Origin of the sequence: Rhizobium sp. YJ-22 (assembly GCF_029601685.1) — a bacterium.
GTDB lineage: Bacteria > Pseudomonadota > Alphaproteobacteria > Rhizobiales > Rhizobiaceae > Metarhizobium.
Genome location: NZ_JARRIR010000019.1, coordinates 8,638 through 22,390, shown reverse-complemented (window position 1 = coordinate 22,390; position 13,753 = coordinate 8,638). Strand labels below are relative to the sequence as shown.

Genomic DNA, 13,753 nt, shown 5'->3' with positions numbered 1-13,753 from the left:
GGCGGGGCGGTCGCAAAGTTGTTGGAAGGGTGCGGCAAGCGCCGCGTCAGCGGCGGATCAGGCTGATGGATATGGACGTGTCGTCCATCACGATCCGCAGATGCGTCGCGTCGGGCTGAGCCGGGACGAGCTTTTCGAGTTCGACGGCGTCGATGAATTCGACCCCGTCATCGCCCCCGAAATATCGTCGCTTGTAATGCCAGTAATCCGGATTGGTCTTCGGATCGCACTCCTCGGCATAGATGACGAGCGGACGCTGTCCCTCGGCGAGTTGCCCGTTCGAGAGAACATATACGCTCTCGTCACCGACCAGCCACAGGCCGGCTCTGGCCTCGGCTTCAGGGGATATTCCCTGATACGGAAGGCGAAATCCGCCGTTTGCGGCCGCGTCGGCCCGACCGCGGGCGAGCACAGCGCCGATGTCGGTGAGGGAGAAGGTGAACATGCCGCTCTCCCTCACGCTGCGATCGCGTCGGGCAGGTAACGCAGATGGACTGGCAGCTTCGCCGCGACCTCCGCGTCGGTCAGATCCTCCAGCACCTTGAGCGTGGTGCCGCCTGGTCTGGCGAAGAACATCACCGTGCGCTTGCCACGATCATCCTCTGGCCAACGCTCGCCGGCATAGCCGCGATAGTCGTCAGCCGTGCTGCTCCAGATGTGCTCCAGACGCTCCTCGCGCGTCATCGCCCGGACAGGACGGGATTCACGCTCGATGATCGCCGTGCGCATGCGCTGGGGCGAGCCCTTGTCGGCGAGGTCGCAATAACCGTGGAAGTGCCGGATTCGCCCGTCGATCGACAGCGTGAAAAAGATGCTGGTGATCGAGCCGGTGAGGAATTCGCGCATGGCGAACATCTCACCCCGCATCCAGAGGGGCGGCAGGATCTCGAACATGTAATCGTGGCAAGCCTCCCCGATCTCGAACCATTCGCCGCGATAAAGCGCACTGTCGTCGCACTCCCATCGGTTCGGGCGCTGCGCATGACGGTCGAACATGCGGAACATCTGGCGGCGATCGGCGATGCCCTGATAGACTTTACGGATGGGAGAGAGGTTCATGAGCGGGCTCCTTTCAGCCTCGTCGGGCTGAAGCGCGGCTCATCGTTGCGATGACTCCATCTTCTCTTCAGCCCTTCCTGACCCCTCCCCCGCGGCCGCCTCTCCGTCCGGTCGGGTCAAGGGCCGGCTTCAGCCGGGCGAAGCTTCACCCTTGACGCGGCCGGCGGGCATGCGGCAGGCCTCCCCTACCCACCCTTCTTTCCTTTTCTTCTCCTTTTCTCTCCTGCAATGCGTCGTTCCAGTCCTCAGCCGGCGGCGTCAGGCGGAACCAGTCGCAGCCGGCATCTTCTGCGATATCGCGCAGGCGGCCGGCAAAGGCCTCGCCCTGACTGTTGGCATCCGTGGCGGCGACGAGCTGCGCGCCGGGGCGCGCGGCGAGCACGCGAACCGCGGCTTCTGTCGTCGGCGACCATCCCCCGCCTGTGCTGAGATAGAGGCTTCCCTCTCGCATTCCTTCGAACGCGGCCAGGCTCATGGCGTCGATCGCCGCCTCGGTGACGCACAGACGCGGAGCATCGAGAGAACCGAGACGGAAGAGCACCTTCGACCCTCCGGTCGAGAATCCACGCCATTCGGGGCCGCGCTCCTCCCAGCCGGTGACACCGCCATCGGCATCGACATGGGCGGCCCACATGCTGCCGTAGGGACCTTCCCGCAGGACGTTGTGACGGATGGCACCGCGGATGATGGCCTCCGACAGATATCTTTCCTCGCGCAGATAGCGCCACGTCATCGATCCCCGCCACGGTTTGCGGCGCTGTTCCCATCGTTCCGGAATGGAACCGTGCGGTGTGGAATCGCGAGTGGGAGGGGTCCAGACCGGCTCTTTCGAGACAAAGCCGACCAATGATGCGATGCGGTGCAGAGCCTCGACGAAGGGTACGTGGTCGAGGCACTCGACAAGGCTGAAGACGTCGCCCTTCGCGTCGGACAGGGGATCGAACCATCCCCGCCCCTCGTGGATGACGATGACGATCTCGGCCCCGCGTCGATACTTGACCGCTTTGCGCGTGCTTTCTTTCACGTCGACCGCAAAGCCGGCCTGCTCAAGCACGACTGTGCAAGGAACACGGTCCCGCATTTCTTCAAGTTCGTTTTTCTCCATTATCCTGCCGGCGCCCTCGCGTCCGCCTTTCTTTCCGGATTCTTCATTTCCCGCAGTTTGCGGGATCGTTTCCGGCGGTCCGCGAAGAGCAAAGGAGGCAAGGGCGCGGCTGGCAACCAGCAGATCTACACCTCGGCACCTGCGGCCGTGCCAGCTGCGGCGAAGCTTCCCTTGCCGCCTGCCGCTCGCAAGCGGCACCTGAAAAGGGGAAGGCCGGCTCAATGAGCCGGCCCGTATTCGAAGGGATCGAATTCGGCGATGGTCTCGACCTCGCCGTCATCGAGTTCGTCGCTCGGAAGAACGCCGAACTCGTTTCCGGACCTGAAGAGCGTGACCGGCACCATGAGGGTGCGGGCAAGTGCGAATGCGTGGCGTTGAGCGAGTGCAAGATCCCGTGCCATGTGAGAAACCTCCGTCCGGAGCGGGCCGATCCCGCTCGATGGCTCCTCGAAGGACCGGGGACGGTCGCGATCACCGCGAAGGCGAAGCCAAGCGGCCGCAGCTTGCTAGCGGACCCTCAACGGGTTGATCGACGGAGATCCGGACCTGGTCCAGGACGCCATCGATGAAGAGCGGGATTGGTTTGCTTCGGAGGGCCAGGCGGTTTTCCGGCACGGGTCGTTCACCTGCACCACAGGTACAGCGTCAACTCGACATTATTTCCGCCACGCACAGTGCAGGTGTTTAGCGGCGACCGGCGCTTTCCTGATCGGCAATCGCCTTGACGACCTCGAAGTCCATCTCGGCATGCGGTTCGATGCGGGCGACTTCGCTGGCAACCTTGGCCCAATGCCAGTATTCACCGACATTACCTTGCGCTCGGCTGCGGGCGGCTCTTCGCTGCGCCTCGTAATAGGCACCAACCGGGTCCGTTGCGGCAAGCCGCCTAGCATCTGCCCGCCAACGGCGGCGGATAGCTCGCCGATGTTCGATCCTGCCGTAAGAATCCAATCACCACCAACTCACCTTTGCATCTTGATGCAGGCTGCTTAGCTCGACACGAAATGCTGTGATGAGTCACGACACCAAAGACGTGTTATGACTCATCATCAAAAACGTTTATTAAATCATCACCTTGAACGTGTATTGAATCGACGTTCAAAACGCGCATATAAACGACATCAAAAACGTGCAATGATGCAGGCATTGCCTTATGAGACGCGGCATTGTGAGTTCGCGCAAGAACACCGAGGTCGTGAGAACCAAAATGGCTACACCAAATGAAAAGTTGGCTGACGCCCTGCAAGCCCTCAAAACATTGCAGGATGGCGGGCGTCGAATATTCAAGTCCGACGAGTTCAGCCGACTACACCGAGAGCGCCTTACACGGAGCGGATTTCTCCAAGAAGTCATCCGCGGATGGCAAATGTCAACGGGACCCCAGTCCCAAGACGGCGACACAACCCTTTGGTACGCTTCATTCTGGGAGTTCTGCTCCCTCTACTGCAACGACCGCTTTGGACGGGAATGGCATCTGTCACCGGAACAATCGATGCTACTCCACGCAGAAGCAACTGCGATTCCGCCCCAGGTGATTGTCAACAGCCCAAAGGCAATGGGCAACAATTTATCACTGCTTTTTGGCACATCCATCTACGATCTCAAGACCAAGCAAATGCCACCGCGCGAGGATCTTGTCGAGAAAAACGGATTGAGGTTCTATACTGCGGACGCCGCCCTGGTAAAAGTTGCTGAAGCGTTTTTCAAAAGATCACCTATCGAAGCCCAGATCGTGCTGAACTCCATGCGCGATGTGTCGGGTGTCCTCGGTCGATTACTCGACGGAGGGCATTCGGCCGTGGCAGGCCGTCTGGCCGGGGCGTTTCGGCGCATAGGAAAAGGCGAGTTCGCCGACGATATCTTGAAAACGATGAAAGGCGCGATGTACGACGTTAGAGAGACCGACCCGTTCGATCAAAACCAGCGAGTATCCACCTTAGCTGTCGGTGGATCTCCCATTGTGGCGCGTCTCAATGCTATATGGGAAAGCCAGCGTCAGGCGGTCCTCGATGTTTTTCCTGCTGCACCCGGACTTCCCTCGGACACCGTCGCTTTCATGAAATCGGTCGAGGACATATACAAGAACGACGCATACCATTCACTTTCGATCGAAGGGTACAGCGTTACTCCGGAACTCATTGATCGCGTGCGCGCTGGTACGTGGGATCCGGATGTGGATCAGCAGGATAGGCAAAACCGGGACGCCCTGGCAGCACGCGGTTATTGGCAGGCATTTCAGAGCGTGAAAGAATCTGTTGCGGAGATTCTCCGCGGTGCACCGGCTGGAGCCGTTATCCGTAAGCAACATAGGGATTGGTACCGCGAACTGTTCGGTCCCTCCGTAGCCGCAGGTATCCTGAAACCCAGCGCCCTCGCGGGCTATCGAAACCACCCTGTATATCTCCGCGGATCATGGCATGTACCACCGCGTTCCGAAGCAGTTCCGGATGGAATGGAGACCCTGTTCGATCTACTGGAGAAGGAAAGCGAGCCGGCGGTTAGGGCAGTCCTTGGCCATTGGTTGATAGGCTATGTTCATCCCTATCCTGACGGCAACGGACGGATGGCGCGCTTCCTGATGAATGCCATGTTCGCCTCGGGTGGTTTTCCATGGGCAGTGGTTAGGGTTGAGGATCGGTCAACTTATTTGGCCGGCCTCGAACAGGCGAGCGTCCATATGAACGTCAAACCGTTCGCGGAATTCATCGCCGAGCGCACCTCTTGGTCGATGAGTAAGGAACTCTAAAATCATCGATCGCCTTGACAGGATTCGAACCACCGACCCGTTCGCCCGCCCCTAAAATCAGCGAACGCTTCGGCTCTTGATTTACTGATTGTCGATAGGTGATCCTTGAGCGCAGCGTTTGGGACGTTTTGCTCGACCCAACGGTTTTGTGAAGACGCTAATCAGGTCGTTTTCAGCGGCGACGCTGGCCGTGGAGCGGGTCGGCTAAAGCGTCCAGCCGCTTGCCGAGGCGCGGCGCATTTTGATAGTCGCCGTGAATGTCTGAACTCGCATAAGGGAACGGTCCTTCCACTTCCGGCCATGGACCACGCACGGCTTGCCGACCGTCGAAGTCTAGGTTCGGTATGTCCCTGGGAATATGATGTCCTGATCTACAAGAACGTTGAACCTGTAGCCGGGCCGAATCTTCAGTGTTGGCTGGACATTGAAATTGCGACTGATTGTTTGCTCCGCGAGGCGACCGAAGCTCTCCGCGAAATTCCGCCTTGCCGCATCTGATGCCGTATCCTGCGTGGCAAGCGTCGAACTTTCGGGTATTGACGCATCGATCCCGGTTCCAATCAGCGCGATCAGCGCCGCTGAGCCGAACGTCCTCCAATAATGGTTGTTCACCTTGTCGTGGAAGCCACCGTACCCTTGCGTGTCCGTGCCCGCCATCCCGCCAATCTGTAGCGTGGATCCATCAGGGAAGATGATATCGGTCCAGACGACGAGAACGCGACTTTGCCCGAACGACACCTTGCTGTCGTAGCGCCCGAAGAGCTTCGCTCCTTGCGGGATCAGCAGGCGATGCCCTGTAGCGCTATCGTAGACATTCTGACTTACCTGGGCTGTGATGCGACCGGGAAGGTCCGAATTGATGCCTGATATGAGCGTCGCCGGAATGACCGAACCGCGCTTGAGTTCATACGGTGATTGCTGAGGCACGACCCGATTGGGGAGATATCCGAGTTCTTTGAGATCGGCGTTGAAAAAGTCCTCTTTGGAGTTCTGCCCGTTCGGATCGACATTCTGCCCGCCGAGACCAGCCCGCAACGCGGCGGCGTAAAGATCTGAGTTGGCGCCGGCGGTTGTCGACGGCGAAGTGTTTGTCGTTGTTCTGGTGGTCTCGTCCGTCCGCGCCGCCAGCGTGCTGCGATCTATCGCGAGCGGTGCGTCGTAGGCCGCATCATTCGCCTGCAGCCGGGCCATGCGTTGTCGATGCCGCTCACGCAGATATTGCTCCCTCTGCTCGCGTTCAAGCCGTGCACGCCAGACCTCCTCGTTTTCCAAATCCTGCCCGCGCTGCTGTTCCTCGTTTTGTCCCGGTTGCGGCGTGAAGGGATTGCTTGACTTTTCCTCGGCCTGCTTCGTCTCGACAGATGTCGGCTGAAACGTGGTTTGCTGCTGTGGCTCACCGATGATGCCATCCGTCACACCACGCTTGATCTGGTCGGCGAAGGTCGATGCCGGATTGCCAGAACTCGTCTCTGGGCCGGTGTCATTGCCAAAGTAGAGTCCGCGGGAAGTGAGCCCATAGAAAATCACGCCAAGGAAAGCGATGACCAGAACGATCACCACGATGATCGGCAGGCGGTTGATCCGCTTGATGCGAGATTCCGCTTCGGCATTTGCTGCGCCGCCAAGTTGCAAGGATTGGACCATGATGCTTCCCTTCAGCCACGTCGCATCAGCGAGAGTGCACTTGCCGGCGCAGCACCGCTTGATGTTACGGTGTAGGCCCGGCCGAGCTCGACGCTGTCAGTCGAAAGACGCGCCAGCACTTGTCCGTCGAAGGGTACGATCACATAGGCGAGTGGGATGATCTTCATTCCGTCGTCCGTCTTCTGGTCGGTGACGACGGCGTAACCCCATCCCTTGAGTGCTGCTTCGAGCGCCTGCCCGAAGGGTGAGGCGTCCGCCTTCAGCGCAACTGTTGCCTTGCCGGGTCCGATCTGCTCGGCAAGACGGCTGACCATATCGCCGGCAATGGCGCTTGCCGCCGGGCCGGAGATTTCCGCCGGCGCGTTGCTGGCGACGAGACCGTCAGTCCCCAACGACTGGCATCCGGAAAGGAGGATGGTGAGGGCGAAGGCTGTGGCAATAGCGCGGATGGGGCGCAAGAGGAGATTGTCGGCAAAGGGTCGCATCATCGCCCTCCCCTTCTGATCGTCACCTTTTCCTGTTTCCATCCGACGCCCGAGACCAGCACCGCGCGATCGATGTGATAATCGACCACCATCATGTCGTTCTTCATTCGGTAGTTGACGATTCGGTTCTGTCCGCCGGACGTCACGAACAGCACCGGCGCATCCTGGCCGGAGATCGAGCGCGGGAACTGGATGTAGGTCTTTTGCCCGTCCGAATAGACCCGTGTCGGCCGCCAGCCGGCCCTGCCTGACACCGAATAGGAGAAGTTCAACTGCTCGGCCGGCACGCCGGCTCCTGGGATCGTACTCGCCTCGAGACGGGCATTGATGTCATCGAGTTTCGCCGAGACGTCTTCCGGATATTCGAAGCCGACGCGGGCCATATATTGGCTCGAATGCGACTTGAGCTGGATATGATAGGTCCGCCGCGACGTCGTCACCACCATCGAGGTGACGAGACCGGGCTCAGACGGTTTGACGATCAGGTGGATCGCCTGGCCACCCGCCGCACCTGATGTCGCAGGTTCGACCTTCCAGCGCACAGTGTCGCCAACGAGTACGTCGCGAACGACCTCGCCTCCCTGAAGCTCGATGTCGCAGACTTGCAGAGGTGAGCAGACGACCGACGGCTGAACCTCGCCGTAAAGAAAGATCACCTTGCCGTCGGCGCCCTTGGTCACGAGACCACGCGATCCGCGCCACTGGCCGGAGATGCTCACGCCCTTCGCCTCATTGGCTGTGACGCCATCGGCCGCAAGGGCATCGAGAGGTGCAAGGGCGGAGAACGCCAGCGCCGCTGATATGATGGCGCCGGCAGTCAGCATGGCCGAATAGTTCTCAAGACGGATGTTCATGTTCGGGCCATGCCTTTCAAAGCTGTGCAGTCCAGTCGAAGTCTCTGACATAGAGACCGATGGGGTTGAGACGGATGACGCCTTCGTCCTGCGGCGGTGTGAGGGTCACAGTTGCGATGCCGCGGAAGCGGCGTGTGGCCGTCTCCTTGCCGCGGCGGTCGCGCTCGAACTCGGTCCAGTCGAGCTGATAGGACTGGTTCGACAGAGCGACGATGTTGTTGACCTCGACCGCCACCGTCGCAGTCTTCGCTTTCTCGAAGGGCGAATTGGAACGGAACCAGGCATTGACCTTCTCTGTCGCCGGATCCGAGGTCCGGAGCAGGCCGTAGGTCCGGTCGATATATTGCTTTTGCACGACCGCATCCGGCGTCACGCTCCGGAAATTCGAGACGAAGCTGCCGAGCGTGGCGCGCACCACGCGCGGATCGGCATATTCGATCTGCTGCGGGAAGCCGGCATTGGAGGCCGTTCCGAGCTTGTCGACCTCGACGATATAGGGAACGAGTTTCACCTGCGTGCTTTGGTAGAGCGCGTAAGTGAAACCGATCACTGCCATCACTATGCCGGTGACGCCGACGATGCGCCAGGCCGCGACCGCCTTCACATAGGAGCCATAGCGCTCGTTCCACTCGTTGCGCGCCGCGAGATAGGGATTGGCGATAGGGGAATTCTCTGGCGGATTGCGTCCGGCCATGGGTGATCATCCTCCAGCTACTTGTTCTCGTTGATGGGTGGTGGCGGCGGCGTTGGTCGGCCTGATTGCCGCGTCTGGTCGAGCTTGGCGTTGGCAAGCCCGAGCAGCGATCCGGCATAGGCGCCGGGTGAGGCGATCGCCTTCTCCTTTGCTGCCGATCCGGCAGCCCATCCAGCACTTCCAATACCGGACGCCATGCCGCGAAGTGCCGCTCCCGCCATCGAAGAGCCCCCTGCCCGCGCCGAGCTTGCCGTCTGCGCCCCTTTCGTTGCAGCACTTGCGCCGAGGAACGCCCCGCCGGCTGCAAAGGTCGCGGCCTGGCCGCCGTGGCGGATTGCTTCCATGCCGCCGGCGATGGAGGCGCCTTGGACCACGCCCTGCAGGATCGGCGGGACATACATGGCGATCACGAAGACCACGACCGAGATGCCGGCGATGGCAAGTGTGGTGATGAATTGTTCGGATGTTGCGGTCGGCGCTTCGGCGAGTCCGAGCAGGATGTCGGATCCGATCTTGGCGATCATCACCAGAGCCATCAGCTTCATGCCGACGGAGAAGGCGTAGACCAGATACTTGACCGCGAAATCCTTGGTGAAGGACGAGCCGCCAAGACCGAGCATGATCATGCCTGCGAGCAGGCCGACATACATCTCGACCATCACGGCGACGAAGATCGCCGCGACGAGCGAAAAGGAGACGACGACCACGACCATCGCGAAGACTGCGGCGATCGCCAGCGCATTATCTTCCCACAAACCGAACTTCGCCTGTTCGGACATCTTGGTCGCGACCCGGAGGCCCGCGTCGAAGATGTTTGCGGGCGATGCCGAGCCACCTCCGGCGCCGATCTGGTAGAGGCTGTCGACAACGGCCTTCGCGAAGGACGGTCCCTGGTCGAGAATGAAGGCGAAGAGTCCGATGAACATGATCCGCCGCACGAGCTCGGTAAACCAGCTGTCGAGCGAGGCGGCGTTGATCGCCAGCCATACCGCGGCAATCCCGATCTCGATGCCGGCGAGGATCCAGAACAGCGAACGCGCCGCGTTCATCACAGTCGTCTCCCAGCCTTTCGCGGCCGTGACGACGGAATTTTCCAGTGTGGTCAGAACCGAACCCTGTTGGGCAAGGGCCGGTGTCGTCGCCAGCAGGATGATGCAGATCGAAATGAACGAAAGCTCCAGCTTCCGGGAAGGACGAACGATTACCATCGCGGTTTCATCTCCTGCCCGCCACGGACGTTGCGATCCGGATCACTGCTGAAGAATTTTTCCCGATGTTCACGGCGTTCCACATCGGAGGTGGTTCGCGTAGCGGCTGCGCCGGATCCGGACACGGGGGCCGGGCGGAGTTGGACCATGTTCCAGGTGACGGTGCCGGCGCCGAGTGCGGCCAGCCCCGCCAAGACGAGGATGATAATCAGACGCGGGCTCACCAGCGTGGCTCCATGGTCTGGCCCCCGCGTATGTCACGCTCGGTCCCGTTGAAGAACTGCTCGCGACGCGCCTGGGCCAAGTCCTTCTGTGCCTGCTCGGACTGAAACCACGTTCCCATCATGGTCATCTGCTGTGAGACGAGGCCCCGCAACTTCTGCATCTGCGCAACCTGTTGGGCGGCGATCTGGTGTCCGACCTGCAGCGCCTTCATCTGGCCGTCTGACGACTCCGACATCGAGCGCAGCGACGACATCGTGCTCTCCTCGCTCGAGAACTGGTCGGCGGTCAGGTTCGCTGCCTTCAGCGTTCCGGCGATCGTGTCGCGGTTCGTGTCGGACCAGGTCTGGTAGGTCGTGGAAAAGCTCGCGCCATCTGGCAGATTGCTCTTCATCCCGGCAAAACTCTGGAAGCGCTGCTTCAGCACGTCATCGATATTGCCCATCGAGAAGGCGACGCCCTGTCCTTGCGCGACGACGTTCTGCAGGCTCTTCAGGTCGCTTTCGACCTGCCCCCAGATGTGGTGCGGGAGCTGGGCGGTGTTCTGCAGGAGATTGTTGTAGATGTTGAGCTGGTTCTGGATCTGCTCTGCAAGCTGGGAGATCTGGGTGATCTGATTGTTCACCTGCTCCGCGGACTTGCCGACCAGCGAGACGAGCTCGGCATTGTTGGCGAGCTGCGTCCATTCGGTCGCTTGGCCTGTCACGCCACCGGCCTGAACGGGGAGTGGCAATGTGGCAGAGAGGGCGATCGCCGCGACGAACACGGTGCGGGCTGTCTCAAGAGGTCGGGAAGAGTGTTTCGGCATGGGCGATCCCCCTTTGCTGGAGCCAGTGGAGAGGCCAACCGGCCCCGTATTCGGAATGCAGGGCGCGAATGCGCTTCAGATCTTCTTTGCCGGACGCGCCGACAAACGAGAGCGCGACGGGACCGAGCGCCATGTCGAAGAGCCTGCGGCCCTCGGGCGAGACGACGTAGTATTCGCGCTTTGGAAGCGCCTTCGCGACGATCTCGATCTGCCGTTCGTTGAAGCCGATGCGCTCATAGAACTCGCGCGTGCCGGGCTCGCGGGCAGCTCCATTCGGCAGGCAAATCTTGGTCGGGCAACTCTCCTTCAGCACATCGATGAGGCCGGAGCGCTCCGCATCCGAGATCGACTGGGTGGCCAGAACCACGGCGCAATTGGCCTTGCGCAGAACCTTCAGCCATTCGCGGATCTTGTCGCGGAAGACGGGATGGCCGAGCATGAGCCAGGCCTCATCGAGGATGATCAGGCTGGGTGCGCCGGTCAGGCGTTTCTCGATGCGACGGAACAGGTAGGTCAGCACCGGCACGAGATTGCGCTCGCCCATGTTCATCAGTTCCTCGATCTCGAAGCACTGGAACGCGCCGAGCGCCAGACCATCCTCTTCGGCATCGAGAAGCTGACCCATGGGGCCGTCGACGGTGCAGTGATGCAGCGCGTCCTTGATCTCGCGCATCTGGACGCCGGATACAAAATCGGAGAGCGACCGGCCGCGCGATTCCGCCATCAGCCCGATCTGCCGGGAGATGGCGTTGCGATAGTCTGGTGTGATGGTCACACCCTGCAGCGCCACCAGGGTCTCGATCCATTCCGACGCCCAGGCGCGGTCGCCATCAGTCGAAAGTTCGGCGAGCGGGCAGAAGGCAAGCGCCCTCACTTCGCCTTCTGCCGAAGGACCGATATCGCCGCCGATCTGGTAGTGATCGCCATCGAGCCCCAGCGTCAGCGGAAGCATCGAGCTGCCCTTGTCGAAGGCAAAGACCTGCGCGCCGGCGTAGCGCCGAAACTGCGCGGCGATCAGTGCCAGCAAGGTGGATTTGCCTGAACCGGTCGGCCCGAAGATCAGCGTGTGCCCGACATCATCGACATGCAGGTTCAGCCGGAACGGCGTCGAGCCACTGGCCACCTGCATCAGCGGCGGCGAGCGAGCCGGATAGAAGGGGCAAGGCGCCGTTGGGCTTCCCGACCAGACGCTATTGAGAGGGATGAGATCGGCGAGATTGCGGGTATTAATCAGCGGCTCGCGGATGTTGGCATAGGAAACACCCGGCAGGCTGCCGAGAAAGGCGTCGGTTGCATTCAGCGTTTCGATCCGTGCGCCGAAACCTTCCGCCTGGATCAGCCGGCGGATCGCCTCGCACTTCTCTTGGCAACGAGACTGGTCCTCGTCGAAGAGGACGATGACCGGGGTGTAGTAGCCATAGGCAACGAGTTGTGATGACGCTTCGGCGATCGCGTCCTCGGTCTCCGCCACCATCTGCATGGCGTCCTGATCGACGGAGCGGGATTGGGTCTGGAAGAGCTGATCGAAGAAGGGCCTGACTTTCTGCTGCCATTTCTTGCGGGTGCGTTCCAGCTTCGCCCTCGCCTCCTCGGCATCGAGGAAGACGAAACGCGACGACCAGCGATAGGTGAGCGGCATCAGGTCGAGGCTGTTGAGGATCCCCGGCCAGCTCTCGGCCGGCAGGCCATCGATCGCCACGACGCCGAGAAAACGGTTCTCGACGAGCGGTGTCAGCCCGTGCTGCAACTCGGCCGTCACCAGCCAGTCGAGATACATCGGGATGTCCGGAAGACGGACCGGGTGGTTCTCGCCGGTAATGCAAAAGCGGATGAACTGGAAGAGCTCGTCATAGCGAGCGACCCGGAAGCCGCCGCGTTCTTCGGTCTCGCGCGTCATCATCCGGCGGACCGACACGACATTGGCGAGATATTGTTCGACCTCGCGGATTGAGGCCAGGAAGCTATCGAGCGCCTTATCGGCATAGGTCGCGGAACGGCTGGTCGCATCGGAATAGACATAGCGCGTCAGCCCCGAGCGCCGCGGCTCCGGCGGCCGCCAGGTCAGGATCATTGCGTGCCGGCTCTCGAAATGCCCCCTCTCCTTCTGGAAATGGGCTCGCCGTTCGGCGTCGATCGCCCGCGTGACCGGATCGGGGAAGTGGCAATCGTCCTCGGCCGGATAGTCTCCGGTCGGAACCCTGATGGCCTCAACCTGGATCATCCAGCCGGAGCCGAGCCGTGACAGGATCGCGTTGATCTGCCGCGAGACTTCGTTTCGCTCGGCGTCGGTCGAACTCTCGCTGTCCGGCCCCGCGAAATACCAGCCGGCCATCAGCGAGCCGTCCTTGAGCAGGATCACGCCATTGTCGACCAGGCCGGCATAGGGCACCAGATCGGCAAAGGACGGACCAGAATGACGGAATGACTTGACGGCAACCATCGAGAACCCTCAGAACTTGCGCCAGGGCGAGGACGTTGCTCGATAGAACGCCTTGTAGGAGATATGGCGGACATAGACCCGCCGCATCAAAGGATCGGCCTTTGCCATCATGCGCAGTGCCGCGAGAGCGATCAGCCAGATCGCGAGGCCGAAGAGCGCTGCGTACCAGGTCAGCACAACGAAGATCAGGATGATGGCGGCAAGTGCCGTCAGCAGCACCAGCTCGCGGTCGGCGCCCATCAGCAGGTTCGGACGCGATAGCGCCCTGTGTACAGGCGAGCGGGAAAGGTTGGAGCCGGGCTCAGCCATGCGCTCCCTCCCCTTCTCTTGAAGGTTCGCGCGGCCGCGTAGCGATGTCGGTCGCTGACGGTGTGTCGGCCGCCCCGATCGACGCACCGGTCGCGCCGAACAAGGCGACGATCTGTGTTGAGCCAAGCAGGACCCCGCCGACAAGGGCGATGAAGCAAAGCCGCCGCGCGAAATCATTC

General features: G+C 61.2%; 15 protein-coding genes and 1 pseudogene. 1 reads left to right on the top strand and 15 read right to left on the bottom strand.

What is annotated here, in order from left to right; all coding sequences use genetic code 11:
- Nucleotides 1-46: 46 nt before the first annotated feature.
- The 5 genes from P7F60_RS27380 to P7F60_RS27360 form a co-directional block, all read right to left on the bottom strand.
- Nucleotides 47-445 (bottom strand): DUF3085 domain-containing protein, encoded by a 399-nt coding sequence (locus tag P7F60_RS27380; RefSeq protein ID WP_064334937.1) that lies wholly within the window; start codon nt 443-445, stop codon nt 47-49.
- 11 nt (nt 446-456) lie between these two features.
- Nucleotides 457-1,059 (bottom strand): DUF1419 domain-containing protein, encoded by a 603-nt coding sequence (locus P7F60_RS27375; protein WP_064334936.1) that lies wholly within the window; start codon nt 1,057-1,059, stop codon nt 457-459.
- A 145-nt stretch (nt 1,060-1,204) separates the two neighbouring features.
- Nucleotides 1,205-2,164 (bottom strand): DUF3991 and toprim domain-containing protein, encoded by a 960-nt coding sequence (locus P7F60_RS27370; protein WP_277920793.1) that lies wholly within the window; start codon nt 2,162-2,164, stop codon nt 1,205-1,207.
- 218 nt (nt 2,165-2,382) lie between these two features.
- Complete coding sequence (locus P7F60_RS27365; protein WP_064334934.1) at nt 2,383-2,565, bottom strand: hypothetical protein; 183 nt, start codon at nt 2,563-2,565, stop codon at nt 2,383-2,385.
- Between the two features lie 283 nt (nt 2,566-2,848).
- Nucleotides 2,849-3,115 (bottom strand): hypothetical protein, encoded by a 267-nt coding sequence (locus P7F60_RS27360; protein ID WP_245337580.1) that lies wholly within the window; start codon nt 3,113-3,115, stop codon nt 2,849-2,851.
- Nucleotides 3,116-3,371: 256 nt separating this feature from the next.
- On the opposite strand from P7F60_RS27360, the gene P7F60_RS27355 reads away from it, so the two are divergent.
- Nucleotides 3,372-4,910, top strand: a complete 1,539-nt coding sequence (locus tag P7F60_RS27355) for a Fic family protein (protein WP_064334933.1) — start codon at nt 3,372-3,374, stop codon at nt 4,908-4,910.
- Between the two features lie 333 nt (nt 4,911-5,243).
- Here P7F60_RS27355 and trbI read toward each other — a convergent pair whose 3' ends face one another.
- From trbI to P7F60_RS27305, 10 genes and pseudogenes are all read right to left on the bottom strand, one after another.
- A complete protein-coding gene (trbI, locus tag P7F60_RS27350; RefSeq protein ID WP_064334932.1) occupies nt 5,244-6,554 on the bottom strand; it encodes an IncP-type conjugal transfer protein TrbI in 1,311 nt (436 codons plus the stop codon).
- Between the two features lie 11 nt (nt 6,555-6,565).
- On the bottom strand, nt 6,566-7,039 hold the full coding sequence (trbH, locus tag P7F60_RS27345; protein ID WP_064334968.1) for a conjugal transfer protein TrbH: 474 nt from the start codon (nt 7,037-7,039) through the stop codon (nt 6,566-6,568).
- Entirely contained in the window at nt 7,039-7,893 is an 855-nt protein-coding gene (trbG, locus tag P7F60_RS27340; protein ID WP_064334931.1) for a P-type conjugative transfer protein TrbG, read from the bottom strand. The genes trbH and trbG overlap by 1 nt, the downstream gene beginning before the upstream one ends.
- Nucleotides 7,894-7,909: 16 nt before the next feature.
- A complete protein-coding gene (locus P7F60_RS27335; protein WP_064334930.1) occupies nt 7,910-8,587 on the bottom strand; it encodes a conjugal transfer protein TrbF in 678 nt (225 codons plus the stop codon).
- Nucleotides 8,588-8,604: 17 nt separating this feature from the next.
- Nucleotides 8,605-9,795, bottom strand: coding sequence for a P-type conjugative transfer protein TrbL (gene trbL, locus P7F60_RS27330; RefSeq protein WP_277920792.1), 1,191 nt, complete (start codon nt 9,793-9,795; stop codon nt 8,605-8,607).
- On the bottom strand, nt 9,789-10,019 hold the full coding sequence (gene trbK, locus P7F60_RS27325) for an entry exclusion protein TrbK (protein WP_084438769.1): 231 nt from the start codon (nt 10,017-10,019) through the stop codon (nt 9,789-9,791). The genes trbL and trbK overlap by 7 nt, the downstream gene beginning before the upstream one ends.
- Nucleotides 10,016-10,825: a P-type conjugative transfer protein TrbJ gene (gene trbJ, locus P7F60_RS27320; RefSeq protein ID WP_064334927.1), complete on the bottom strand. Its 810-nt coding sequence runs from the start codon at nt 10,823-10,825 to the stop codon at nt 10,016-10,018. Before trbJ ends, trbK begins: the two co-directional genes overlap by 4 nt.
- Nucleotides 10,797-13,265, bottom strand: coding sequence for a conjugal transfer protein TrbE (locus P7F60_RS27315; RefSeq protein ID WP_064334926.1), 2,469 nt, complete (start codon nt 13,263-13,265; stop codon nt 10,797-10,799). The genes trbJ and P7F60_RS27315 overlap by 29 nt, the downstream gene beginning before the upstream one ends.
- A 9-nt stretch (nt 13,266-13,274) precedes the next feature.
- Complete coding sequence (locus tag P7F60_RS27310) at nt 13,275-13,574, bottom strand: conjugal transfer protein TrbD (protein WP_064334925.1); 300 nt, start codon at nt 13,572-13,574, stop codon at nt 13,275-13,277.
- Nucleotides 13,567-13,753, bottom strand: a pseudogene (locus P7F60_RS27305) (conjugal transfer protein TrbC); the annotation flags it as partial. The pseudogene P7F60_RS27305 and the gene P7F60_RS27310, both read right to left, overlap by 8 nt.